This window comes from Geothrix sp. (genome assembly GCF_049292215.1).
Classification (GTDB): Bacteria; Acidobacteriota; Holophagae; order Holophagales; family Holophagaceae; genus Geothrix.
The window spans coordinates 14,350-35,350 of sequence record NZ_JBATQW010000009.1; the positions used below are offsets into that span (position 1 = coordinate 14,350).

At 63.8% G+C, this 21,001-nt stretch carries 33 protein-coding genes; 30 read left to right on the plus strand and 3 right to left on the minus strand.

The features are described 5' to 3' along the window. The 28 genes from rplD (at window position 1) to rplQ (ending at window position 13,384) form a co-directional block, all read left to right on the plus strand. Window positions 1-636 carry a 50S ribosomal protein L4 gene (gene rplD, locus WAS25_RS01055; RefSeq protein WP_422309451.1) on the plus strand — a complete coding sequence of 212 codons (636 nt, stop codon included), beginning with the start codon at window positions 1-3 and terminating at the stop codon, window positions 634-636. Then, entirely contained in the window at window positions 633-908 is a 276-nt protein-coding gene (locus tag WAS25_RS01060; RefSeq protein WP_291204213.1) for a 50S ribosomal protein L23, read from the plus strand. Before rplD ends, WAS25_RS01060 begins: the two co-directional genes overlap by 4 nt. A gap of 83 nt (window positions 909-991) precedes the next feature. Continuing rightward, entirely contained in the window at window positions 992-1,813 is an 822-nt protein-coding gene (gene rplB / locus WAS25_RS01065; protein ID WP_422309453.1) for a 50S ribosomal protein L2, read from the plus strand. 11 nt (window positions 1,814-1,824) lie between these two features. Further along, window positions 1,825-2,109, plus strand: coding sequence for a 30S ribosomal protein S19 (gene rpsS / locus WAS25_RS01070; RefSeq protein WP_422309455.1), 285 nt, complete (start codon window positions 1,825-1,827; stop codon window positions 2,107-2,109). 2 nt (window positions 2,110-2,111) lie between these two features. Beyond that, complete coding sequence (gene rplV / locus WAS25_RS01075) at window positions 2,112-2,468, plus strand: 50S ribosomal protein L22 (protein ID WP_422309457.1); 357 nt, start codon at window positions 2,112-2,114, stop codon at window positions 2,466-2,468. Between the two features lie 2 nt (window positions 2,469-2,470). Next, window positions 2,471-3,118: a 30S ribosomal protein S3 gene (gene rpsC / locus WAS25_RS01080; RefSeq protein ID WP_422309459.1), complete on the plus strand. Its 648-nt coding sequence runs from the start codon at window positions 2,471-2,473 to the stop codon at window positions 3,116-3,118. 9 nt (window positions 3,119-3,127) lie between these two features. After that, window positions 3,128-3,547: a 50S ribosomal protein L16 gene (gene rplP, locus WAS25_RS01085; protein WP_422309461.1), complete on the plus strand. Its 420-nt coding sequence runs from the start codon at window positions 3,128-3,130 to the stop codon at window positions 3,545-3,547. A 5-nt stretch (window positions 3,548-3,552) separates the two neighbouring features. Next, on the plus strand, window positions 3,553-3,753 hold the full coding sequence (gene rpmC, locus WAS25_RS01090) for a 50S ribosomal protein L29 (protein ID WP_026852748.1): 201 nt from the start codon (window positions 3,553-3,555) through the stop codon (window positions 3,751-3,753). An 8-nt stretch (window positions 3,754-3,761) separates the two neighbouring features. Further along, window positions 3,762-4,019, plus strand: a complete 258-nt coding sequence (rpsQ, locus tag WAS25_RS01095) for a 30S ribosomal protein S17 (RefSeq protein ID WP_422309465.1) — start codon at window positions 3,762-3,764, stop codon at window positions 4,017-4,019. A gap of 9 nt (window positions 4,020-4,028) precedes the next feature. After that, a complete protein-coding gene (gene rplN / locus WAS25_RS01100; RefSeq protein WP_026852746.1) occupies window positions 4,029-4,397 on the plus strand; it encodes a 50S ribosomal protein L14 in 369 nt (122 codons plus the stop codon). Beyond that, the gene (gene rplX, locus WAS25_RS01105) at window positions 4,397-4,675 is read left to right on the plus strand and encodes a 50S ribosomal protein L24 (protein ID WP_422309469.1); all 279 of its coding nucleotides are present in this window, start codon (window positions 4,397-4,399) and stop codon (window positions 4,673-4,675) included. Before rplN ends, rplX begins: the two co-directional genes overlap by 1 nt. A gap of 187 nt (window positions 4,676-4,862) precedes the next feature. After that, window positions 4,863-5,426: a 50S ribosomal protein L5 gene (rplE, locus tag WAS25_RS01110; protein WP_422309471.1), complete on the plus strand. Its 564-nt coding sequence runs from the start codon at window positions 4,863-4,865 to the stop codon at window positions 5,424-5,426. 17 nt (window positions 5,427-5,443) lie between these two features. Continuing rightward, window positions 5,444-5,629 carry a type Z 30S ribosomal protein S14 gene (locus WAS25_RS01115; RefSeq protein ID WP_257305892.1) on the plus strand — a complete coding sequence of 62 codons (186 nt, stop codon included), beginning with the start codon at window positions 5,444-5,446 and terminating at the stop codon, window positions 5,627-5,629. Window positions 5,630-5,641: 12 nt separating this feature from the next. Then, window positions 5,642-6,037: a 30S ribosomal protein S8 gene (gene rpsH / locus WAS25_RS01120; RefSeq protein WP_422309474.1), complete on the plus strand. Its 396-nt coding sequence runs from the start codon at window positions 5,642-5,644 to the stop codon at window positions 6,035-6,037. Between the two features lie 48 nt (window positions 6,038-6,085). Then, entirely contained in the window at window positions 6,086-6,622 is a 537-nt protein-coding gene (gene rplF / locus WAS25_RS01125) for a 50S ribosomal protein L6 (RefSeq protein ID WP_422309476.1), read from the plus strand. A gap of 9 nt (window positions 6,623-6,631) precedes the next feature. After that, window positions 6,632-6,994, plus strand: a complete 363-nt coding sequence (gene rplR / locus WAS25_RS01130; RefSeq protein WP_291204252.1) for a 50S ribosomal protein L18 — start codon at window positions 6,632-6,634, stop codon at window positions 6,992-6,994. 9 nt (window positions 6,995-7,003) lie between these two features. Then, window positions 7,004-7,528, plus strand: a complete 525-nt coding sequence (rpsE, locus tag WAS25_RS01135) for a 30S ribosomal protein S5 (RefSeq protein WP_422309479.1) — start codon at window positions 7,004-7,006, stop codon at window positions 7,526-7,528. A gap of 1 nt (window position 7,529) precedes the next feature. Beyond that, window positions 7,530-7,727, plus strand: coding sequence for an uL30 family ribosomal protein (locus WAS25_RS01140; RefSeq protein ID WP_285576771.1), 198 nt, complete (start codon window positions 7,530-7,532; stop codon window positions 7,725-7,727). 3 nt (window positions 7,728-7,730) lie between these two features. Beyond that, on the plus strand, window positions 7,731-8,192 hold the full coding sequence (gene rplO, locus WAS25_RS01145) for a 50S ribosomal protein L15 (RefSeq protein ID WP_422309483.1): 462 nt from the start codon (window positions 7,731-7,733) through the stop codon (window positions 8,190-8,192). A gap of 6 nt (window positions 8,193-8,198) precedes the next feature. Further along, on the plus strand, window positions 8,199-9,554 hold the full coding sequence (gene secY, locus WAS25_RS01150) for a preprotein translocase subunit SecY (RefSeq protein ID WP_422309484.1): 1,356 nt from the start codon (window positions 8,199-8,201) through the stop codon (window positions 9,552-9,554). After that, entirely contained in the window at window positions 9,551-10,210 is a 660-nt protein-coding gene (locus tag WAS25_RS01155) for an adenylate kinase (protein ID WP_422309486.1), read from the plus strand. Before secY ends, WAS25_RS01155 begins: the two co-directional genes overlap by 4 nt. Further along, window positions 10,207-10,425 (plus strand): translation initiation factor IF-1, encoded by a 219-nt coding sequence (gene infA, locus WAS25_RS01160; RefSeq protein ID WP_026852734.1) that lies wholly within the window; start codon window positions 10,207-10,209, stop codon window positions 10,423-10,425. Before WAS25_RS01155 ends, infA begins: the two co-directional genes overlap by 4 nt. A 13-nt stretch (window positions 10,426-10,438) precedes the next feature. Further along, the gene (rpmJ, locus tag WAS25_RS01165) at window positions 10,439-10,555 is read left to right on the plus strand and encodes a 50S ribosomal protein L36 (RefSeq protein ID WP_243288424.1); all 117 of its coding nucleotides are present in this window, start codon (window positions 10,439-10,441) and stop codon (window positions 10,553-10,555) included. Window positions 10,556-10,564: 9 nt separating this feature from the next. Then, a complete protein-coding gene (gene rpsM, locus WAS25_RS01170) occupies window positions 10,565-10,933 on the plus strand; it encodes a 30S ribosomal protein S13 (RefSeq protein ID WP_291204271.1) in 369 nt (122 codons plus the stop codon). Window positions 10,934-10,945: 12 nt separating this feature from the next. Beyond that, window positions 10,946-11,353, plus strand: a complete 408-nt coding sequence (gene rpsK / locus WAS25_RS01175; protein ID WP_300714986.1) for a 30S ribosomal protein S11 — start codon at window positions 10,946-10,948, stop codon at window positions 11,351-11,353. A gap of 15 nt (window positions 11,354-11,368) precedes the next feature. Then, window positions 11,369-12,001, plus strand: coding sequence for a 30S ribosomal protein S4 (gene rpsD / locus WAS25_RS01180; protein WP_422309491.1), 633 nt, complete (start codon window positions 11,369-11,371; stop codon window positions 11,999-12,001). 9 nt (window positions 12,002-12,010) lie between these two features. After that, window positions 12,011-12,982: a DNA-directed RNA polymerase subunit alpha gene (locus tag WAS25_RS01185; protein ID WP_422309493.1), complete on the plus strand. Its 972-nt coding sequence runs from the start codon at window positions 12,011-12,013 to the stop codon at window positions 12,980-12,982. Window positions 12,983-12,991: 9 nt separating this feature from the next. Further along, window positions 12,992-13,384, plus strand: a complete 393-nt coding sequence (gene rplQ, locus WAS25_RS01190) for a 50S ribosomal protein L17 (protein WP_422309495.1) — start codon at window positions 12,992-12,994, stop codon at window positions 13,382-13,384. A gap of 109 nt (window positions 13,385-13,493) precedes the next feature. Here rplQ and WAS25_RS01195 read toward each other — a convergent pair whose 3' ends face one another. Further along, window positions 13,494-14,951 (minus strand): serine/threonine protein kinase, encoded by a 1,458-nt coding sequence (locus WAS25_RS01195; RefSeq protein WP_422309497.1) that lies wholly within the window; start codon window positions 14,949-14,951, stop codon window positions 13,494-13,496. A gap of 3 nt (window positions 14,952-14,954) precedes the next feature. Beyond that, complete coding sequence (locus WAS25_RS01200; RefSeq protein ID WP_422309499.1) at window positions 14,955-15,695, minus strand: metallophosphoesterase family protein; 741 nt, start codon at window positions 15,693-15,695, stop codon at window positions 14,955-14,957. Between the two features lie 496 nt (window positions 15,696-16,191). Here WAS25_RS01200 and WAS25_RS01205 point away from each other — a divergent pair, with 496 nt between their 5' ends. Together WAS25_RS01205 and acs are read left to right on the plus strand one after the other, a co-directional pair. Next, window positions 16,192-17,853 (plus strand): MFS transporter, encoded by a 1,662-nt coding sequence (locus WAS25_RS01205; protein ID WP_422309501.1) that lies wholly within the window; start codon window positions 16,192-16,194, stop codon window positions 17,851-17,853. 301 nt (window positions 17,854-18,154) lie between these two features. Continuing rightward, window positions 18,155-20,107: an acetate--CoA ligase gene (gene acs, locus WAS25_RS01210; RefSeq protein ID WP_422309503.1), complete on the plus strand. Its 1,953-nt coding sequence runs from the start codon at window positions 18,155-18,157 to the stop codon at window positions 20,105-20,107. 75 nt (window positions 20,108-20,182) lie between these two features. Here the strand turns inward: acs and WAS25_RS01215 are convergent, their stop codons facing one another. Then, entirely contained in the window at window positions 20,183-20,998 is an 816-nt protein-coding gene (locus WAS25_RS01215; RefSeq protein WP_422309505.1) for a purine-nucleoside phosphorylase, read from the minus strand. Between the last annotated feature and the right edge of the window lie 3 nt (window positions 20,999-21,001).

Consider the following 21,001-nt stretch of genomic DNA (forward strand, 5'->3'; position numbering starts at 1 on the left):
ATGGCAGCGTTCCAGCACCCCGTCGTCAACCTCGAGAACAAGCCCGCGGGCACCGTTGATCTGCTGCCCGAAGTGTTCAAGCTCGAAGACCTGAACCAGCACCTGATCTGGGAAGCGGTCCGCCACTTCCTGGCCAAGCGGCGCTCCGGCACCGCCAAGACCAAGGACAAGTGGGAAGTCAGCGGCTCCGGCAAGAAGCTCTGGAAGCAGAAGGGCACCGGCCGCGCCCGCGTGGGCTCCATCCGCAGCCCGCTGTGGAAGGGCGGCGGCACCACTCATGGTCCGCACCCCCGCTCCTACGACTACGCCTTCCCCAAGAAGGCCCGCCGCGCCGCCCTCCGCAACGCGCTCTCCGCCAAGCTGGCCAGCGGCCAGATCCTGGTGGTCGAGAACTGGGATGTCGCGTCCCACAAGACCAAGTCCCTGATCCAGACCCTCGGCAAGCTCGGCGTCACCGGTTCCGCCCTCCTGGTCGGCACCGAGGCCAGTGAGAAGCTCACGCTGGCCGCCGGCAACAACCCGCAGCTGCAGACCGTCGAGAGCCTGGGCGTCAACGTCTACGAGCTCCTCAAGTACGACCAGGTGATCTTCTCCAAGGAAGCCGTCCTGGCCCTCCAAGAGGTGGTGAAGCCATGACCAAGATCTTTGACGTGATCCGCAAGCCCCTGCTCACCGAGAAGGGCCAGATCCTGCGCGAAAAGAACATCCAGGTGTTCGAGGTGGCCACCTGGGCCACCAAGCACCAGATCAAGGAAGCTGTGGAGCTCCTGCTCCAGTCCAAGGTGAAGGCCATCCGCACCGTGCGGATCCCCAGCCGGACCAAGCGCCTGGGCCGCTTTGTCGGGACCTCCAATCCCCGCAAGAAGGCCTATGTCGAACTCGCCGAGGGCGCACCCGCGTCCGAGTAAGGCGAATCCGACTCTCTCCGGCGGACGGAAAAGCTTTGCCCACTATCGCCCGCCCCTTTCAACCCTGAGGCAAGAGGACAACCATGAGCATCAAGCAGCTCAAGCCCACGACCCCCGGTCAGCGCGGCATGTCCAAGTCCGGTTTCGAGGAAATCACCACGGATACGCCTGAGCGTTCCCTGATGGCCAAGAGAAACCGAACTGGAGGCCGCTCCAACACCGGCCGGATCACCACCCGCCACATCGGCGGTGGCCACAAGCGCCAGTACCGCATCATCGACTTCAAGCGCAACAAGCTGGAAGTCCCCGCCAAGGTCGCGACCATCGAGTACGACCCCAACCGCACCGCCCGTATCGCCCTGCTGGTCTACGCCGACGGCGAGAAGCGTTACATCCTGGCTCCGGACGGTCTGGAAGTGGGCCGCACCGTGGTGGCCGGCAAGAACGCCGACATCCTGGTGGGCAACGCCCTCCCCCTCCGGAACATCCCGGTCGGCAACACCGTCCACAACATCGAGATGAAGCCCGGCAAGGGTGGCCAGATCGCCCGTGCCGCTGGTACGTTCGCCCAACTCGTGGCCAAGGAAGACGATTACGCCCAGCTCCGCATGCCCTCGGGTGAGATTCGCAAGATCCACCTCGAGTGCTACGCGACCATCGGCACCGTCGGCAACCTTCAGCACGAGAACATCCAGATCGGCAAGGCTGGTCGCACCCGCTGGAAGGGCATCCGCCCGACCGTCCGCGGCGTGGTCATGAACCCGGTCGACCACCCGCATGGTGGCGGCGAGGGTCGCACGTCCGGTGGTCGTCACCCCGTGACGCCCTGGGGCCAGCCGACTCGCGGATACAAGACCCGTGGCAACCGTCGCACGGACAAGTTCATCGTCAAGCGGATCAACTAGGAGACACGACAATGGCACGATCCCTGAAAAAAGGTCCGTTCATTGACGCCCACCTCCAAAAGAAGGTGGAAGTCGCCTCGGCGTCCAACGACAAGCGCGTGATCAAGACCTGGTCACGTCGGTCGACGGTCGTTCCGCAGATGATCGGACTGACCCTCGCCGTGCACAACGGCAACAAGTTCATTCCTGTGTATGTCACCGAAAACATGGTCGGCCACAAGCTGGGCGAGTTCGCCCTGACCCGCACGTTCAAGGGTCACGCTGGCAAGGCCGACACCAAGGCGAAGGGGAAATAGCGATGGCTGATATCGTTTCCACCGCCACCGTTCGCCACCTGCGCGGCTCGGCCCAGAAGGCCCGCCTCGTGGTGGACCTCATCCGCGGCAAGCATGTCGGCGAGGCCCAGTGGGTGCTTCAGCAGGCCAAGAAGTACGCCGCCGCCCCCATCCGCAAGCTGCTCGATTCTGCCGTGGCCAACGCCATCGACAAGAATCCCTCTGTCAATCCGGACCAGCTTCTGGTGCAGACCGCGTTCGTGGACGAAGGCTTCCGCATGAAGCGCGTCCGCCCTGCGCCCATGGGTCGTGCCTATCGGGTTCAGAAGCGCACCTGCCATATCACCATCCAGCTCGCGTCCGCGGCCGGGGAGGAGTAGTCATGGGTCAGAAGGTCCACCCGTACGGGTTCCGTCTCATCTACCAGAAGAACTGGCACAGCAAGTGGTTCTCCAAGCGGGACTACGCCCTCCTGCTTCATGAGGACATCAAGCTCCGCCGCGAACTGAAGAAGCAGCTGCACAGCCTGAACGCGATGATCTCGAAGATCGACATCGAGCGCGCCGCCGACAAGGTGACCGTGCGCATCTACACTGCCCGGCCAGGCATCGTGATCGGCCGCAAGGGCGCCGAGATCGACAAGCTCCGCGAAGACCTCCAGAAGCGCCTGAACCGTCCCGTGTCCGTCGACATCCAGGAGATCAAGAAGCCTGAGGTTGATGCCCAGCTCGTGGCCGAGGGCGTCGCCCAGCAGCTCGAGCGCCGCATCGCCTTCCGCCGCGCCATGCGCAAGGCGGAGGAGGCCGCGATCCGCTTCGGCGCCAAGGGCTTCAAGATCAAGGTTTCCGGCCGCCTGAACGGCGCGGAGATCGCCCGGACCGAGGACTACCTCTCCGGCCAGATGCCCCTGCAGACCATCCGCGCGGGCGTTGACTACGGTTTTGCCGAAGCCCACACGACCTACGGGATCATCGGCATTAAGGTCTGGGTGAACCTGGGTGACCTGGTCGCCGAGACCGTGAAGCGCTGAGGTGAATCCATGCTGATGCCCAAGAAGGTCAAAAACCGCAAAGTTCAGAAGGGCCGCACCCGCGGTGTCGCCACCCGTGGCAACGATCTCGCCTTCGGCGATTTCGGCCTCAAGGCGATGGAACACTGCTGGCTCACCAACCGTGAGATCGAAGCCGCCCGTATCGCCATGACCCGCCACATCAAGCGCGGCGGCAAGATCTGGATCCGCATTTTCCCCGATCGTCCCACCACCTCGAAGCCCGCGGAAACCCGCATGGGCTCCGGCAAGGGGGCTCCGGACGGCTGGGTGGCGGTGATCCGCCCCGGTCGCATCCTCTTCGAGATGGAGGGCGTGACCGAGGAAATCGCGCGCGAGGCGCTGCGCCTGGCCCAGATGAAGCTGTCCGTGGCGTCCGAGTTCATCACCCGCACGCCGCCGGAGGAGTGAGAGCCATGACCAAGAAGAACCCCTTTTCCGATTTGACCGGCAAGAGCGTCGAGGAACTCGCGCAGCTGGAGGCCGAACTGGCCGCCAAGCGCTTCACCCTCCGCTTCCAGCACGCCGTGGGCCAGGTCGAGAACACCGCCGAGATCCGCAAGACTCGCCGTGAGCTCGCCCGTGTCAAAACCGCCCTGGCTACCAAGCTGGCCTAGGAGATCCCATGAGCCTCGAAAACAAGATGACCCGTAACGGCATTGTGGTCTCCAACAAGGCCGACAAGACCGTGGTAGTGAAGGTGGAGCGCAAGTTCCAGCACCCGCTCTACCACCGCACCGTCAAGCAGACCGCCAAGTTCATGGCCCACGACGAGACCAACGCCTGCTCCATCGGCGATGTGGTCAAAATCGTGGAGACCCGCCCCCTTTCCAAGCGCAAGCGCTGGGCCGTCCTCGAGATCGTCCAGAAGGCCGGCGAGTAAGGAGCTCCAATGATCCAGATGGGAACCATGCTCACCGTCGCCGACAACTCCGGCGCCAAGAAGATCTGCTGCATCCTGCCCCTGGGCGGCGGTGTGGGCAAGATCGCCCAGCTTGGCGACGTGATCACCGCCTCCGTCAAGGAAGCGATCCCCGGCGGCACCGTCAAGAAGAAGGCTGTCGTCCAGGCCGTCATCGTCCGCCAGCGCAAGGCCTACCGCCGCAAGGATGGCTCGTACATCCGCTTTGACGAAAACGCCGCCGTCATCATCAAGAAGGACGGCGAGCCCGTCGGCACCCGCGTGTTCGGCCCCGTGGCCCGCGAGCTGCGCGAGCGGAAGTACATGAAGATCGTCTCCCTCGCCCCTGAGGTGCTGTAATGGAAGCCACCACCACCAAGATGAAGCTCAAGAAGGGTGACCAGGTCGTGGTCATCGCCGGCAAGGAAAAGGGCAAGACGGGCACCGTCACCAAGGTCAGCCCCGCCACCAACCACGTGCTCGTGGCCGGCCTGAACATGATCAAGAAGGCCACCAAGCCCAACCCCCAGACCGGCGAGGGTGGCGGGATCATCGAGAAGGAGGCCCCGATCCACGCCTCCAACGTGATGCTCCTCGACCCGAAGACGGGCAAGGGCACCCGCAAGCGTCCTCAGTAATTCGCTTTCCATCCTTCCGCTTTCGTGGGAGGATGGTCGTTCTGCCCCGTGCGCGGGGTGGGCATCCTGGGCGCATTCCGCGCCATGACAACCGAGGTTGGGGGGAAACGGGCCGGACCGCCGTCCCAAGCCCCCCCGCTCTCCCGAACCCCTGGGGCATAGCCGCCCCTCGGAAATGGAGGAATCCATGACTGCCACGCAAGGCCATGCGGAGCCCCGCATCAAGGCGCGATACCACCAGGAGGTGGCGTCCAAGCTGAAGGAAGAGTTTGCCTTCTCTTCCGCCATGCAGGTGCCGCGCCTGCAGAAGATCGTCATCAATATGGGCGTCGGCGACGCCATCCAGAACATCAAGGTGCTGGATGTGGCCGTGGACGAGCTCACTGCCATCGCAGGCCAGAAGGCCGTGGTCCGCAAGGCCAAGAAGAGCGTCGCCCAGTTCAAGCTGCGCGCCGGCATGCCCATCGCCTGCATGGTGACCCTGCGCGGTCCCAGGATGTGGGAGTTCTTCGACCGCCTGGTGACCCTGTCCCTGCCCCGTGTCCGTGATTTCCGCGGCGTGCCCACCAAGTCCTTCGACGGCCGCGGCAACTACACCCTGGGCCTCAAGGACCAGCTGATCTTCCAGGAGATCGACTACTCCAAGGTGGACAAGATGAAGGGCATGAACATCACGTTCGTGACCACCGCTGCCAACGACGCCGAAGCGCGGGCCCTGCTGGCCCACCTCGGTATGCCCTTCCGCAAATAGCCAAGGAGATCATACCGATGGCCAAGATTTCCAAGATCGTCAAGGATTCGCGCAAGCCGAAGTTCTCGACCCAGCACCGCAATCGTTGCAAGTGCTGCGGCCGGCCCCGAGGTTATATGCGCAAGTTTGAACTTTGCCGTCTGTGCTTCCGCAAGTTCGCCCTCAATGGCGAGCTGCCGGGCGTCCAGAAGAGCAGCTGGTAGGAGAGGGGACCAATGAATACCGATCCCATCGCTGATTACCTCACCCGCATCAGGAACGGCATCATGGCCGGTCACGATGCCGTGGTGGTGCCCGCCTCCAAGATCAAGGCCGGTCTCTGCGGCATCTTGAAGCAGGAAGGCTACATCCACTCCTTCAAGCAGGTGGAGCATGAGGGGCGTGACTACCTCATCGTCAACCTGAAGTACGTGAAGGACAAGGAGAACGTGATCCACGGCCTGCGCCGCGTCTCGCGTCCCGGTCTGCGCATCTACACCGGTGCGCAGGACATCACGGACGTCCACGGCGGCCTCGGCATCGCCATCCTGTCCACCCCGAAGGGTCTCCTGACGGGCAAGGACGCCAAGAAGCAGAACGTCGGCGGCGAAGTCCTCGCCCACGTCTGGTAACCCATCCTGAAATGGGCGGAATCTCCGCCCTCATCTAAGGAATCACCCATGTCTCGAATCGGAAAGAAGCCCGTGACGCTGCCCAAGGGCGTGAAGGTCACAGTCGCCGGGTCCGAGGCCATTGTCGAGGGCGCCAAGGGCAAGCTCAGCTGCCCGATCCCCGCTGGGATCACGCTCGACATTCAGGCCGACTCCGTTGTCCTCTCCCGCATCAATGACGAGGCCCAGAACCGGGCCTACCATGGCCTGACCCGTGCTCTTCTTGGCAACGCCGTCACCGGCGTGACCGAGGGCTGGAAGAAGGAACTCGACATCGTCGGCGTCGGCTACAAGGCCGCCATGGAGGGGGCCAAGCTCAAGCTCGAACTTGGCTACAGCCACCCCATCAACTATGAGGCCCCCGCCGGCATTGAGATGGCCGTCGAGAAGACCACCCACATCGTGGTGACCGGCATTGACCGGCAGCTCGTGGGCCAGGTCGCGGCCGACATCCGGAAGTTCCGCAAGCCCGAGCCGTACAAGGGCAAGGGTGTCAAGTACACCGGCGAAGTCATCCGCCGCAAGGCCGGCAAGACCGGGAAGTAAGGGGAACCCATGGCGAACGAGATCCAGATTCGACGCGACAAAGTCAAGGCCCGCATCCGGGGCCGTGTGAGCGGCACGCCCGAGCGGCCCCGCCTCACCATCTACAAGAGCCTGAAGCGCATCTATGTGCAGGCGGTGGACGACACCAAGGGCATCACCCTTGCGTCCGCCAGCAGCCTGGAGAAGGACCTGCGCGCTTCACTAAAGAACGGCGCGAACATCGAGGCCGCGAAGGCCGTTGGTGCCAGCATCGCCGCCCGCCTGAAGGAGAAGGGCATCACCTCGGTGGTGTTCGACCGGAACGGCTACGTCTACCACGGCCGCGTCAAGGCGCTGGCTGACAGCGCCCGCGAAGCCGGGCTTCAGTTCTAGGGGATGACCATGGCGATCGCAGAAGTCAAAGACAACAGGGAATCCCGCAACTCCGAAGCTGGTGAGTTCAAGGACCAGGTCATCTACGTGGGCCGCGTTACCAAGGTGGTGAAGGGGGGCAAGAATTTCTCCTTCTCCGCGCTGGTGGTTGTGGGCGACGGCAATGGCAAGGTCGGCTTCGGTCTCGGCAAGGCCCTCGAAGTGCCCTCCGCCATCAAGAAGGGCATCGAGAGCGCCAAGCGCAACATGATCCGGGTCCCCCTCACCCCGAACGGCAGCCTGCCGCACCCGGTGACGGGCATCTTCGGCTCCGGCAGCGTGCTGCTGAAGCCCGCCCCCGAGGGCACCGGCATCATCGCCGGCGCCGCGGTCCGCGCGATCATGGAAGCAGCCGGCATCCACAACGTGATGACAAAGAGCCTGGGCTCCTCCAACCCACACAACGTGGTTCGCGCCACGTTCGAAGGGCTGCGGGAACTCATGGATCCCTACACGGTCCTGACCAATCGGGGCCTGGATCAGGCGGAGGCTTAACATGTCGCAGTTCATCGGCAAGCAGGTGGTGCTGACCCTCAAGCGCTCCATCATCTGCACCACTCCCAAGCACCGCGCCTTCATGCAGACCCTCTGCCTGAAGCGCCCCGGCGACACCCGCGAATGCGAATACACCCCCAACGTCCACGGGATGGTCAAGCTCGTTCCCCATCTCATCGACGTCAAGGTGAAGGGGTAGACCATGAAGCTCAACGAACTCCGCCCTGCTGAGGGCGCCACCAAGAACCGCAAGCGGCTCGGCCGCGGCAAAGGCTCGGGCACCGGCAAGACCTCCGGTCGCGGCGAGAAGGGCCAGAAGTCCCGTTCCGGCTATCGCGGCAAGCGCGGCTTCGAGGGCGGCCAGATGCCCCTCGTCCGTCGCCTGCCCAAGCGCGGCTTCACCAACATCTTCGCTCCGGAAACCAAGGAGATCACCCTCAGCCTCATCTCCATCCACTTCAAGGATGGCGAGTCGGTGACCCTCGAGGCGCTCCGCGACAAGAAGCTCGTGAACTCCCGTGTGGAGAAGATCGTGGTGTTGGCCAGCGGGGAACTCACCACCAAGGTGAACGTTGTCGCCGACCGCATCACCAAGGGCGCCCGGGAAGCCATCCTGGCCAAGGGCGGCACCATCCAGGAGCCCGCCGCGAAGTTGGCCGAGTAACTGCCCATGAACCGCCTCAGGAACCTCTTCGCGATTCCGGAGCTGCGCAAGCGGCTCCTGTTCACCCTGCTCCTCCTGGCCATCTACCGGCTGGGCGTGCACGTCAGCGTGCCCGGGGTGAACGCCGAGAACCTGGCGGCCGCGCTTCGTCGTGGCGGTGGCGGACTTTTTGACGTCATCGACCTCTTCTCAGGCGGCGCCTTCAAGAAGTTCTCGGTCTTCGCCCTCGGCATTGCCCCCTACATCACGGCCAGCATCGTGCTGCAGTTGATGGGCGCCGTCGTTCCCTACCTGGAGAACCTCCAGAAGAAGGAAGGCGAGGCCGGCCGGGCGAAGATCAACCAGTGGACCCGCTATCTGACCGTCGCCCTGGCCTTCGTCCAGGGGCTGGGCATCGCCTCCCTGGCCCAGAGCCAGAACGCCCCTGGCCTGGAAGTCGTGACCAGTTCCATCTCCCCGACGGCCTTCCGCTTCCTGGCTGCCTTCACCCTGGCCGTGGGCACCATGTTCGTCATGTGGATCGGCGAGCAGATCACCGAACGGGGCATCGGCAACGGCATCAGCCTGCTGATCTTCGCCGGCATCGTGGCGGGTCTGCCCCAGGCACTCACCACCCTCACGGTGATGATCACCCAGTCCTTGAAGGGCGGTGCCAACGTCCCGCCTCCGGGCATCTTCATCCTGCTCATCGCAGCCATGATCGTGGTGCTCCTGGCCGTGGTCCTGGTGGAGAACGCCTACCGACGCATTCCCATCCACTATGCCCGCCGGGCCGACTCCGCCGGAATGTCCAGCCAGCGCAGCTCCTACATGCCCCTGAAGGTGAACACCGCCGGCGTCATGCCCGTCATTTTCGCCAGTTCGGTGATCTTCTTCCCGGCGACCATCGCCCAGTTCACCCGCTGGGAGTGGCTGGCCAAGGCCGCGGCCTACGTGAGCCCGCAGACCCACTTCTGGGTCTACACCCCGGTCTTCGTGGGCGTGGTGATCTTCTTCGCCTTCTTCTACACCAGCATCGTCTTCAATCCCGATGAGACCGCCGAGAACATGAAGCGGTCCGGGGGCTACATCCCGGGCATCCGCCCCGGGAAAGAGACCAGCATCTTCATGGATGGAATCCTGTCCAAGCTGACCTTCGTGGGCGCCATCTACCTCGCCCTGGTCTCCCTGGTGCCCCTGCTCATCACCAATAACATCCAGGGCCTCAACTTCTACTTCGGCGGCACCAGTCTGCTGATCGTGGTGGGCGTGGCCATGGACAGCGCCGCCCAGCTGGAAAGCCTGCTGGTCATGCGCCGCTACGACGGTTTCCTTGAGAAGGGCCGCATTCGCGGTCGCTCCACCCGCGGGGGGGGCGCATGACCCTGACGGCGAGCATTCTCCTCGGAGCCCCGGGCTCTGGGAAGGGCACTCAGGCCAAGCGCCTGGTGGAAACATTCTCTTTGACTCACCTGTCAACCGGTGACATTCTGAGAGATGCCGTCTCGAAAGGGACGGAGATCGGCCTGAGGGCGAAAGCCATCATGGCCGAGGGAAAACTGGTGGACGACGACACCGTCAACGGACTTGTCTTTGCGCGGCTGCTGGACGAGACCTCTGACGTGCTGTTTGACGGCTACCCACGCACCCTTCAGCAAGCTCAAGCCCTGGAAGACTTCCTCTCCTCCAAAGGCATGAAGGTCGGGCACGTGGTATTGGTCGATGTCCCCCAGGAGGTCCTGGAAGCCCGTGTGGTGGGCCGACGCGTCTGCAGCAGCAATGCCTGCGGCGCCATCTACCACCTGGAGTCCAAGCCCCCCAAGCAAGGCGGTGTCTGCGATGTGTGCGGAAGTCCCCTGAAGCACCGCACCGACGACACCTCAGAGGCCTTCCAGAGCCGGATGGGCGAGTTCAACTCGACCTTCCAGCCCCTTCTGGGCTTCTACAAGCATCGGCCGAACTTCCGGAGCGTGGATGGCAATCGCCCACCGGAGCTGGTGTTTGAATCGCTGCGTCACGTCTTCGGAGAACACGCTTGAGCAAAGAAGAAGCCATTGAGCTGGAAGCCACAGTGGTCGAGGCCTTGCCCAACGCAGTCTTCCGGGTCGAACTGGAGAACAAACACCAGGTGCTGGCGCACATCAGCGGAAAGATGCGCAAGAACTTCATCCGCATCCTTCCCGGTGACCGGGTCCTCGTCGAGGTGACCCCTTACGACCTCACCCGTGGCCGCATCATCTACCGATTCAAGTAAACGAGAGGACACCATGAAAGTACGGCCCTCCATCAAGAAGCTGTGCGAGCACTGCAAAGTGGTCCGGCGTGAAGGTATCAACCGGATCATCTGCAAGAAGAACCCCAAGCACAAGCAGCGTCAGGGTTAAGGAGAAACGATGGCACGCATCTCAGGCATTGATCTGCCCATCGGCAAGCGCATCGAGATCGCGCTCACCTACATTTTCGGCATCGGGCGCGCCAAGGCGCACAGCATTCTGACGCGCGCGAAGGTTGATTTCGGCACCAAGGTGCGCGATTTGACCGAAGACGAGGTCGGCCGCATCCGCCGCGTGATCACGTCCGAAGAGACGGTTGAGGGCGACCTCCGCAAGAACATCTCTCTGGACATCAAGCGGCTCATGGACATCGGCTGCTACCGCGGCCTGCGTCACCGGAAGGGGCTTCCCGTCCGTGGCCAGCGCACGCACACCAACGCCCGCACCCGCAAGGGCAAGCGACGCACCGTAGCCGGCAAGAAGAAGTAAGGCGAGGAGCACATGGCCAAGACTCAGACCCGGACCGCCGGTAAAAAGGTGGTCAAGAAGAAAGAGAAGAAGAACGTTCCCCATGGCGTGGCTCACGTCCAGGCGTCCTTCAACAACACGATCATCTCCATCTCCGATCCGATGGGGAACATGCTCTGCTGGGCTTCCAGCGGCAACCAGAACTTCCGTGGCACCCGCAAGGGCACGCCGTTCGCCGCTCAGGTGGCCGCCGGCGTCGCTGCCGAAGCCGCCAAGGAGCAGGGCGTTCGTTCCGTGGACGTTCGCGTCAAGGGCCCCGGGGCCGGTCGTGAGAGCGCCATCCGCGCCCTCAACGCCGCAGGCATCCAGGTGACCAGCATCCGCGACGTCACCCCCATCCCCCACAACGGCTGCCGGCCGCCCAAGCGGCGCCGGGTTTAAGAGAGGAGGAGAGACATGGCACGTTACACCGACGCCGTTTGCCGCCTCTGCCGCCGCGAGGGCATGAAGCTTTACCTCAAGGGCGAGCGCTGCTTCAAGGAGAAGTGCTCGTTCGAAACCCGCAAGGGCAAGATCCCCGGCCAGCATGGCGCGGGGAAGATCAAGAAGCCCACCGGCTATGCCCTGCAGCTTCGCGAGAAGCAGAAGGTCAAGCGCATCTACGGGGTGCTCGAGAAGCAGTTCCGCCACTACTTCGAGAAGGCCGACGCCAAGAAGGGCGTCACCGGCCACAACCTGCTCGGCTTCCTCGAATGCCGCCTGGACAACGTGATCTACCGCCTGGGCTTCGCCTCCAGCCGGTCCGCCGCGCGCCAGATGGTCATGCACGGCCACGTGCTGGTCAACGGCAAGCGGGTGGACATCCCCTCCTTCCAGGTCAAGCCTGGCCAGGCAGTGGAACTGGGCACGCGCGCCAAGGAGAACGACGGCGTCAAGTCCTCCGTCGAGACCTCCGCTGGCCGTGGCATTCCCAAGTGGCTCACCCTGGACGCCGCCGCCTTCAAGGGACAGGTGCTAGCCGCACCCACCCGTGAGGACATCACCCTCGACATCAACGAGCAGCTGATCGTTGAGCTGTATTCCAAGTAAGGGGGACGGATGCTGAATCTCAGCGATTTCCAGAGGCCGCGTTTTGCCGAGGTGACCCCCGGGTCCCTCACGGACTCCTACGGGGAGTTCGTGGCCTACCCCTTCGAGCGTGGCTTCGCCACGACCGTCGGGCACAGCGTCCGGCGGGTGCTGCTCAGCAGCATCCAGGGCGCTGCCATCACCAACGTCCGCATCAAGGGCGTCATGCATGAATTCACCACCCTTCCCGGGGTCTGGGAGGACATCACCCACGTCCTGCTGAACCTCAAGGAAGTGCCCTTCAAGCTGCACAGCAGCGAGCCCCAGACGGTGACCATTTCCGCCAAGGGTGAGGGCACCGTGACCTCAGCCGCCATCCGCTGCAACCAGAACGTGGAAGTCGTGGATCCAAACATCCACATCGCCACCCTGGGCGAAGAAGGTGAACTGGAGATCGAGATGGTGGTCAGCCTGGGCCGCGGATTCATCACCGCGGACCGCAACCATAGCGAGACCCTGGGCCTCGGCTTCATTCCCATGGACGCCAACCACAGCCCCATCATCCGGGTGAACTACATCGTCGAACCCGCCCGAGTGGGCCAGAGCACGGACTACGAAAAGCTCACCCTCCAGGTCTGGACCAACGGCGCCGTCAATCCCAAGGAAGCCGTCTCCGATGCGGCCCTCATCCTGCGCGATCACTTCCTCGTGTTCGCCCGTCAGGACGAGGACTTCACTGAGATGGAAATGGGTGCCGCCACCCTCGGCAGCGAAGCCGCCAACACCTGGCTCGGCAAGTCCGTCGAGGAACTCGAACTCTCCGTGCGGGCCAACAACTGCCTCCGCAACGCCAACATCACCACCATCGGCGAGCTGGTCCAGCGGACCGAGGCCGAGCTGATGAAAACCAAGAACTTCGGCAAGAAGTCGCTCCAGGAGATCAAGGACGAGCTCGCTCGTATCGGCCTCTCCCTCGGCATGCGGCTCGAGCAGGAAGTGTAAGGAGCCCCCATGCGTCACAACGTTTCCGGCAAGCGCCTGGGCCGCACCACCAACCAGCGCAAGGCCCTCATGAAGAACCTCGCGACCGCCCTCATCGAGAGCGAGCGCATCGAGACCACCCTGGTGAAGGCGAAGGAACTCCGCATGTATGTGGAGCCCTTCATCACCCTCGCCAAGGATGACACCGTGGCCAACCGTCGCCTGGCGATGGCCCGTCTCGGAAGCAAGGACGCGGTCCAGAAGCTGTTCGGCGCCGACTTCCGCAAGCGTTTCGAGAGCCGTCCCGGTGGCTACACCCGCATCCTCAAGGTTGGCCATCGCCTTGGCGACGCGGCTGACATGGCCCTCATCGAGTTCGTGGACTACACCCTCCCCGAGCCGAAGGCCGAGGACGCGGAGTAGGACGACAACCCATTCGGGGGCGTCGCGCTACGCGAACCTCCCCGAAGCCTGCAAGCCAAGGCCCGGCCCAGCCGGGCCTTGGCTTTTTCCCTGCGGGCACCCTCGAACCTCACCCCACGGTCCAGGAGCCGCTTGATTCTTCTTCTGAATCGTCGAGGACCAGCGCCTTCCTCAGGCGTCGCGACCGAACCACGGTCACGGTGCAGGGTGCCTGGGCAGCGACCTGGCTGGACACACTGCCCAGGAGGGATCGGCGCAGCGAGCTGGCCCGGGCCCCGATGACAAGGTGGTCCACATGGTTGGCGTTCGCGTACTGGAGGATGGCGGAGGCCGGGTCGGGTGATTCGAGCACGTGGTAGGTGATCCGGGCCTCTTCAAGGTCCAGGGGGATGGCCCAGCTGCGTAGCTCCACCAGTCGTTGGTGGTGGATGTTGCGTCCCTGGGCATCCAGGGTCTGGTCCAGCGTGATGCGCCCCTGCTTGAGGACATTGATGCAGGCGACCCGAGCCCCGGGCAGGGTTGGGAGCATCCGGGAGACCATGGTGCGGAGGGTCTCCGCGATGGGAGCCGCCTCCACTGACAGGTCGATGGCCACGGCCAGGATGGGGGCATCTCCGTCATGGCGGGCCGGGGCCTTCGCTTTAGGAAGGGCGAGTTGGTGGTCCGCGAAGCGTCGCCGGATGACGGTCAGGAAGGGATCTTGTCTCAGCTTCTCTGAGCGGGTGGTCAGCTTGATCTGGTCCGGGTGCTGCAAGGCCACACCGAGGTGGCCGGCAGTCGGGAATCGCCAGGCTGGATGGACCTCGAGGCACCGGAGGATGACCTCCTGCAGCCAGGGCGGACAATCCGGGACCAGCCTGCGGGGCGGCACCGGATCCCGCCATAGGCGCCGCTTGAGCCCGGAGAGGCGCTGGGGGTCCCCGAAGGGGCGGACGCCGGTGAGGAAGAAATACATCAGGACGCCCAGGGCGAACTGGTCGCTGCGGGGATCCTTGCGGTGGCCCAGCACCTGCTCCGGGGCCATGTAGGGAGCGGTTCCGTAGGGCAGGCGGAACTCCTCACCCATGAGGTCCGGGAGCTCATCGTGGTGGGAGAGGCCGAAATCGACCAGGACCAGTTCCCCGGTGGGTCGGGTCAGCAGGTTGGAGGGCTTCACATCGAGGTGCACCACGTGCTGCCGGTGGATGTCGTCCAGGGCCGTGGCGATGCTCCGGCCCAGCGAGGCGACTTCCGTCCAGGGAAGGGGCAGCCGGAGCAGCGTGGGCAGAAGGGATGGGCCAGGAATCCGCTCCATGACGAGATAGGGCTGGACGCCGAAATCCCCTTGGGCGAGGAAGCGGGGGACATGCGGGCCAGACAGCCGTGGCAGGATCATCGCCTCCATCTCGAAGCCGACGATGGCCGCGGGATCGATGCCCTCCGACATCAGGGGCACCTTCATGACCAGGGGCCCGCTGAGGTCCGGGTGGCTCACGCTCCAGATCGAGGCCATGACGCCGCGGTGGAGTCGCTCCCCGATGAGGTAACCATCGAGCGTGGCCCCACTTTCGATGTGCGCCCGGTTCATGGTTCAGCGCCCTTTCGTAAGCCGGTGCGCCAGGGAGGGGGGGAGGCCCGCGCGAAGGATGGCAAGGGCAGCTGCCTCCACATCGTAGGGCACGCGGAAGTGGGTGATCTCAGCTCGGTCCGTGTCAAGGATGGCATAGGCGGCGCTGGGATCGCCGTCCCGCGACTGGCCAACGGCTCCCACCACGGTGAGCCAGCGACGGTGGCGAGGGAGTGGCACGGGAACCGATGGCACGGGCTGGAAAGACACCAGTTGTCCCGTGGCGGTGATGCCATGCAGGGCCGGGAGGTGGGTGTGTCCGCAGAACACGGTCTGGGCGCGGCTGGCTTCCAAGGCCCGCTTGGCCGCTGGGCCATCGTTTACATAGGTCCAGTCCGGGTAGGTCTGGGGGCTTGCATGGACATAGAGTCGTGTGTCGTCTTCGAAGCGCATGGGGAGGCTGGCCAGGAACTCACGCTCGTTCGGTCCGAGCTGTCCACGTGTCCAGGCCATGGCGATCTCAGCGTCGGAGGTCATGCTTTCGCGGGATTCGGCAATCGCATGGTCATGGTTGCCGGCCACCGCGATGGCCCCGCGGGCCGTGGCTTCCATGATCCGCTCCACCACGTCATGTGGTTCCGGGCCGTAGCCGACATAGTCGCCGAGAAAAACAGAGCGGGTTGCACCCTGGGCCTTGGCGTGGGCCAGGCAGGCATCCAGCGCACGCCGGTTGGCGTGGATGTCGGCCATGAGTGAAATGCGCATGAGCGTCCTGAGGCGTGGGGATCCAGAACCATGATAAGAGCCGGGCAGGCGACAAAGCCCTCGAACTCCCGCCCGTTATGTCGATTGATGGAGGTGCGGGAGAGTAAGACGGTGGATGCACCTGAAACTACCGGGAAAATGCCATTCGACCTGATGCCTGTCATAACCATGGTATTCGGAAGGCCGTGTTGAAAACAAAAAGACGATCCAAAGATCATTTGTATTCAGGGGTTGGGTCGTCTTTTCCTACCGCGAAGATTGTGAAATTTTTCTTGGAACTCGCTTGACCTTACCCCAGGGAAAGCGTTAGCTAAGGGCAGCCTACCCAAACCAAGCGTCCCGAATGATGGCGAACCCATCTCGGTTCTCATAGCAAGTTGCTCCCTTCGCCCCCTAATCACGGGCGATTCGGGTTGTTGTCACGACTAGTGCCAGCGCCCGTCTCCACCCGTTTTGAGTTCTCATTTCACTTCCCTTTTCCCAGGAGGCACCACGTATGGCTCTTGCAACCGAGCAAGTCGCAGCCAAGACCCCGCTCACCAAAGAAGAACGAATGGTGATCGTCGCCTCGTCGGTCGGCACCGTCTTCGAGTGGTACGACTTCTACCTCTACGCGACGCTGGCGCCCTTCTTCGCGACCCTGTTCTTCCCCAAGGGGAATGACACGGCCGCCCTGCTCTCGGCCTTCGCGGCCTACGCGGCGGGCTTCCTCGTTCGCCCCTTCGGCGCCCTGGTCTTCGGTCGCATCGGTGACCTGATCGGTCGCAAGTACACCTTCCTAGTGACCATCGTCGTCATGGGTCTCTCGACCTTCGGCGTGGGCCTCCTGCCCACCTTTGCCACCATCGGCTGGTGGGCGCCCATCATCATGGTCACCCTGCGCCTCCTCCAGGGCTTGGCCCTGGGTGGTGAGTACGGCGGCGCCGCCACCTATGTGGCAGAGCACTCCGCGCCCAATCGCCGCGGCTACAACACCAGCTGGATCCAGACCACGGCCACCGTGGGCTTCTTCCTCTGCCTGGGCATCATCCTCCTCTGCCGCACCTCTATGACCAAGGAAGCCTTCTCCACCTGGGGCTGGCGCATTCCCTTCTGGATGTCCATCTTCCTGCTGGGCGTGTCCGTCTGGATCCGGTTGAAGCTGCACGAGTCTCCCGTCTTCACCAAGATGAAGGCCGAGGGCAAGGGTTCCAAGGCCCCCCTCACCGACAGCTTCCTCAAGTACCCCAACAACAAATACGCGCTGCTCGCCCTCCTCGGCGCTACCGCGGGCCAGGGCGTGGTGTGGTACACCGGTCAGTTCTACGCGCTCTTCTTCCTGCAGATCACGCTGAAGCTGGACTTCAAGACCACCTACATGCTGATCGGCGCCTCGCTGCTGATGGGCACTCCGTTCTTCATCTTCTTCGGCTGGCTGTCGGACAAGATCGGCCGCCTGAAGATCATCCTGGCGGGCTGCCTTATCGCCGCTCTCACCTTCTTCCCAATGTTCAAGGCGCTCACACACTATGTGAACCCCGCCCTTGAGACGTTCCAGTACGCCACCCAGATCACGGTGGCCGGCGACCCCAAGAATGAGACGTTCAACCTCTTCGTGGGGCCCTGGAGCAAGTTCTCCGAGCTGGACCGGGTGAACGACTTCTTCGGCAAGCAGGGCCTCAACTTCACCAAGGTGGCGCCGGAACCCGGCAAGATGGTGGTCGCCACCCTCACGGGCAAGAATCCCACCACGGGCCAGATCGTTACCACCCGCGTGGAAGGTTGGAGCGCGGCTTCGGAAGCGACCCTCAAGAAGACGCTGACGGATCTCGGCTATCCCAAGGAAGCCGACACCTCCAAGGTCAACTATCCGATGACCCTCTTGATCCTGTTCATCTTCCTCATCTACGTGACCATGGTGTACGGACCGATCGCGGCCTTCTTGGTGGAGCTATTCCCCACCAACATCCGCTACACGTCCATGTCCCTGCCGTACCACATCGGCAACGGGTGGTTCGGGGGCATGCTGCCTCTCATCGCCACGGCCATCGTGGCACTGAAGGGCAACATCTACTACGGACTCTGGTATCCCGTCATTGTGGCCCTCATGACGGTGGTGATTGGCTTCCTTTTCCTGAAGGAAACCAAGGATCGGGACATCAGCACCTACCAGCACTGACGTGAATCTCTGGCGGTCCCACCGCCGGAGCTAGGAAGGAGGCCGGGCGAGCGGATCATTCCATCGCCCGGCCTCGTCTTCCCTGGACTGTTGCATGGATTGACAGACCCACCGGTCCTCTGGCCGCACGGCAACGAACACTGGACAAGGGTTGGCGCGAGCCGGAAAATGATCGCCACCCAACCCTGCTTGCTTCTTTCCCGTCCCTCCCGGATCCGCTCGGAAGACCCTGTGTCCACATTCCTTCACGGGCGCTTCCGTCCTGTTTCTCCCTGAATCAACCCTGGTACGGAGCCGACCCATGTCCCAAGACCTCTTCCCCGTGAAACCGCACATCCGGGAGCGAGCCCACATCAAGACCATGGAGGAGTATCAGCGGCTCTACCGGCTTTCCTTGGACAATCCGGAGTGGTTCTGGGGCGAGCAGGCCAAAGCGCTGACCTGGTTCCACCCGTGGCAGTCGGTGTTCGACGCCGACTACAAGGAAGTGGACTTTTCCTGGTATTCGGGCGGCCGCATCAACGCCTGCTTCAACTGCGTGGACCGCCACCTGCCGGCCCTGGGCGACAAGACCGCCATCATTTGGGCCCAGGACGAGCCCGGCCAGTACACCCACATCACCTACCGGGACCTCAAGCACAACGTGGCCCGCGTGGCCAACGTGCTGCTGCACAACGGCGTCAAGAAGGGCGACCGTGTCTGCATCTACCTCACCATGATCCCTGAACTGGTCTACACCATGCTGGCCTGCGCCCGCATCGGGGCCGTGCACTCGGTGGTCTTCGGGGGCTTCTCGGCGGAATCGCTGCGTGACCGCATCGTGGACGCCAAGTGCAAGGTCGTGGTCACGGCCAATGAAGGCCTTCGGGGCGGCAAGCGGGTGCCCTTGAAGCGCACGGTGGACCGGGCCATCGAGGGCATGTCCCTGGTAGAGTGCGTCCTGGTGGCCCGCCGCACGGATGGGGATGTCCCCATGCAGCCGGGGCGTGACCTGTGGCTGGACGAGGAGACCGCCAAGCAGCGTTCGACCTGCACCAACGAGTGGATGGGCGCCGAGGATCCCCTCTTCATCCTCTACACCTCGGGGAGCACCGGCAAACCCAAGGGCCTCCTGCACACCACCGGCGGCTATCTCACGTATGCAGCATTCACCCACAAGTACGTCTTCGACTACCACCCGGATGACATCTACTTCTGCGCTGCGGACATCGGCTGGGTGACAGGGCACAGCTACATCGTCTACGGTCCCCTGGCCAATGGCGCCACCTCCGTGATCTTCGAGTCGACCCCTCTCTATCCGGATGCCGGCCGCTACTGGCAGATCATCGACGACCTCGGCGTGACCATCTTCTACACCGCCCCGACGGCGCTTCGGGCCCTGGCGGCGGCAGGGGACGATTGGATCGGCAAGTACAGCCGGAAATCGCTGCGGGTGCTTGGCACCGTGGGTGAGCCCATCAACCCCGAGGTCTGGCGCTGGTACCACGATGTCGTGGGCAACGGGAATTGCACCGTGGTCGACACCTGGTGGCAGACGGAAACCGGTGGCATCCTCATCACGCCACTGCCCGGCGTCACGCCCACCAAGCCGGGCTCGGCCACCCTGCCCTTCTTCGGGGTGAAGCCCGTCATCGTGGACCCTGCCACCGGGATCCCCATCGAAGGCAATGGCGTGGAAGGGGCCCTGTGCCTGGGTGCGCCATGGCCGGGCCAGGCCCGCACCGTCTTCGGAGACCACAAGCGCTTCCGGGAAACCTACTTCACCCAGTATCCGGGCTATTACTTCACGGGTGACGGCGCCCGGCGGGACGAGGATGGCTACTACTGGATCACGGGCCGCATCGATGATGTGATCAACGTGAGCGGGCACCGTCTGGGCACGGCCGAAGTTGAGAGCGCCCTTGTGGCCCATGAGGCAGTGGCCGAGGCCGCGGTGGTGGGCTACCCGCACCCCATCAAGGGTCAGGGCATCTACTGCTACGTGCTCCTGAACGGCGGATTCAGCGGCGGCGACAACCAGCAGCTCATCGGCGCCCTCAAGGAGCAGGTCCGGCAGGTCATCGGCGCCTTCGCGGCCCCCGATGTCATCCACATCGCGGCAGGACTGCCCAAGACCCGCAGCGGCAAGATCATGCGGCGGATTCTCCGCAAGATCGCCTCGGCGGAGTATGAGGGTCTGGGGGATCTATCGACCCTGGCCGAACCGGACGTGGTCAGCCGGCTCATCGAGGACCATCAGAAGCACAACGCCTGATGTAACCTGAGGGCCCCCCGCGCAGAAGCCCGGCTCAGCCGGGCTTCTGCTTGTCCACGGTCAAGGGTTCCGGGACTACTGCGGCAGGTTCCGCACGAAGGCGCGGATCAGGGCTTCGAAGCGATCGGCTGCGGCAGCGCCTGCCTCCAGGACTTCCTGGTGGGTGAGGGCCTGGGGGAGGATCCCTGCCGCCATGTTGCAGAGGCAGGAGATTCCGGCCACCCGCATGCCCTCGTGCCGGGCGACGATGGCTTCCGGCACGGTGCTCATGCCCACGGCGTCGGCACCCATCGTGCGGAAGGCACGGATCTCGGCGGGGGTCTCGTAGCTGGGTCCGGTCAGTCCCAGGTAGACGCCTTCCCGAAGGGTCTGGCCGAGTTGTCGGGCGCAGGCCTGCAAGTGCTCACGGAAGGCTGGGTCGTAGACGGCGGTCATGTCGGGGAATCGCGGCCCAGGTTCCACATTCGGCCCAATGAGCGGGTTCGTCCCGAACAGGTTGATGTGGTCGGTCAGGGTCATGAGGTCACCCACGCCAAAGGCCGGATTCAGGGCGCCGGCGGCATTGGTCAGCAGCACGGCCTTGGCTCCGAGGCGCCCATAGAGGCGCATGGGTGCGACCACGAGGTGCATCGGATGCCCCTCGTAGAAATGGAAGCGTCCCGCCTGGAGCGCCACCTTGCGCCCCTCGAATTCGCAGAAGACCAGCTTGCCGCCGTGCCCCGCGACCGTGGGTGCGGGGAATCCGGGCAGGTCGGTGAAGGGGATGGACAGGCCGGCCTTCGCCTCGGGGCTGTCCGCCAAGGCCCCCAGCCCGGATCCGAGCACCATCACCAGCTCAGGGATGAAGGGTGCCTTCGCCTTCAGGACCATCAATGCATCTGAGAAGGTCATGTC

What these genes read in the sequence shown, in the direction of transcription:
- rplD (WP_422309451.1), top strand. Translation starts at nt 1, where the DNA reads ATGGCAGCGTTCCAGCACCCCGTCGTCAACCTCGAGAACAAGCCCGCG.
- WAS25_RS01060 (WP_291204213.1), top strand. Translation starts at nt 633, where the DNA reads ATGACCAAGATCTTTGACGTGATCCGCAAGCCCCTGCTCACCGAGAAG.
- rplB (WP_422309453.1), top strand. Translation starts at nt 992, where the DNA reads ATGAGCATCAAGCAGCTCAAGCCCACGACCCCCGGTCAGCGCGGCATG.
- rpsS (WP_422309455.1), top strand. Translation starts at nt 1,825, where the DNA reads ATGGCACGATCCCTGAAAAAAGGTCCGTTCATTGACGCCCACCTCCAA.
- rplV (WP_422309457.1), top strand. Translation starts at nt 2,112, where the DNA reads ATGGCTGATATCGTTTCCACCGCCACCGTTCGCCACCTGCGCGGCTCG.
- rpsC (WP_422309459.1), top strand. Translation starts at nt 2,471, where the DNA reads ATGGGTCAGAAGGTCCACCCGTACGGGTTCCGTCTCATCTACCAGAAG.
- rplP (WP_422309461.1), top strand. Translation starts at nt 3,128, where the DNA reads ATGCTGATGCCCAAGAAGGTCAAAAACCGCAAAGTTCAGAAGGGCCGC.
- rpmC (WP_026852748.1), top strand. Translation starts at nt 3,553, where the DNA reads ATGACCAAGAAGAACCCCTTTTCCGATTTGACCGGCAAGAGCGTCGAG.
- rpsQ (WP_422309465.1), top strand. Translation starts at nt 3,762, where the DNA reads ATGAGCCTCGAAAACAAGATGACCCGTAACGGCATTGTGGTCTCCAAC.
- rplN (WP_026852746.1), top strand. Translation starts at nt 4,029, where the DNA reads ATGATCCAGATGGGAACCATGCTCACCGTCGCCGACAACTCCGGCGCC.
- rplX (WP_422309469.1), top strand. Translation starts at nt 4,397, where the DNA reads ATGGAAGCCACCACCACCAAGATGAAGCTCAAGAAGGGTGACCAGGTC.
- rplE (WP_422309471.1), top strand. Translation starts at nt 4,863, where the DNA reads ATGACTGCCACGCAAGGCCATGCGGAGCCCCGCATCAAGGCGCGATAC.
- WAS25_RS01115 (WP_257305892.1), top strand. Translation starts at nt 5,444, where the DNA reads ATGGCCAAGATTTCCAAGATCGTCAAGGATTCGCGCAAGCCGAAGTTC.
- rpsH (WP_422309474.1), top strand. Translation starts at nt 5,642, where the DNA reads ATGAATACCGATCCCATCGCTGATTACCTCACCCGCATCAGGAACGGC.
- rplF (WP_422309476.1), top strand. Translation starts at nt 6,086, where the DNA reads ATGTCTCGAATCGGAAAGAAGCCCGTGACGCTGCCCAAGGGCGTGAAG.
- rplR (WP_291204252.1), top strand. Translation starts at nt 6,632, where the DNA reads ATGGCGAACGAGATCCAGATTCGACGCGACAAAGTCAAGGCCCGCATC.
- rpsE (WP_422309479.1), top strand. Translation starts at nt 7,004, where the DNA reads ATGGCGATCGCAGAAGTCAAAGACAACAGGGAATCCCGCAACTCCGAA.
- WAS25_RS01140 (WP_285576771.1), top strand. Translation starts at nt 7,530, where the DNA reads ATGTCGCAGTTCATCGGCAAGCAGGTGGTGCTGACCCTCAAGCGCTCC.
- rplO (WP_422309483.1), top strand. Translation starts at nt 7,731, where the DNA reads ATGAAGCTCAACGAACTCCGCCCTGCTGAGGGCGCCACCAAGAACCGC.
- secY (WP_422309484.1), top strand. Translation starts at nt 8,199, where the DNA reads ATGAACCGCCTCAGGAACCTCTTCGCGATTCCGGAGCTGCGCAAGCGG.
- WAS25_RS01155 (WP_422309486.1), top strand. Translation starts at nt 9,551, where the DNA reads ATGACCCTGACGGCGAGCATTCTCCTCGGAGCCCCGGGCTCTGGGAAG.
- rpmJ (WP_243288424.1), top strand. Translation starts at nt 10,439, where the DNA reads ATGAAAGTACGGCCCTCCATCAAGAAGCTGTGCGAGCACTGCAAAGTG.
- rpsM (WP_291204271.1), top strand. Translation starts at nt 10,565, where the DNA reads ATGGCACGCATCTCAGGCATTGATCTGCCCATCGGCAAGCGCATCGAG.
- rpsK (WP_300714986.1), top strand. Translation starts at nt 10,946, where the DNA reads ATGGCCAAGACTCAGACCCGGACCGCCGGTAAAAAGGTGGTCAAGAAG.
- rpsD (WP_422309491.1), top strand. Translation starts at nt 11,369, where the DNA reads ATGGCACGTTACACCGACGCCGTTTGCCGCCTCTGCCGCCGCGAGGGC.
- WAS25_RS01185 (WP_422309493.1), top strand. Translation starts at nt 12,011, where the DNA reads ATGCTGAATCTCAGCGATTTCCAGAGGCCGCGTTTTGCCGAGGTGACC.
- rplQ (WP_422309495.1), top strand. Translation starts at nt 12,992, where the DNA reads ATGCGTCACAACGTTTCCGGCAAGCGCCTGGGCCGCACCACCAACCAG.
- WAS25_RS01195 (WP_422309497.1), bottom strand. Translation starts at nt 14,951, where the DNA reads ATGAACCGGGCGCACATCGAAAGTGGGGCCACGCTCGATGGTTACCTC.
- WAS25_RS01200 (WP_422309499.1), bottom strand. Translation starts at nt 15,695, where the DNA reads ATGCGCATTTCACTCATGGCCGACATCCACGCCAACCGGCGTGCGCTG.
- WAS25_RS01205 (WP_422309501.1), top strand. Translation starts at nt 16,192, where the DNA reads ATGGCTCTTGCAACCGAGCAAGTCGCAGCCAAGACCCCGCTCACCAAA.
- acs (WP_422309503.1), top strand. Translation starts at nt 18,155, where the DNA reads ATGTCCCAAGACCTCTTCCCCGTGAAACCGCACATCCGGGAGCGAGCC.
- WAS25_RS01215 (WP_422309505.1), bottom strand. Translation starts at nt 20,998, where the DNA reads ATGACCTTCTCAGATGCATTGATGGTCCTGAAGGCGAAGGCACCCTTC.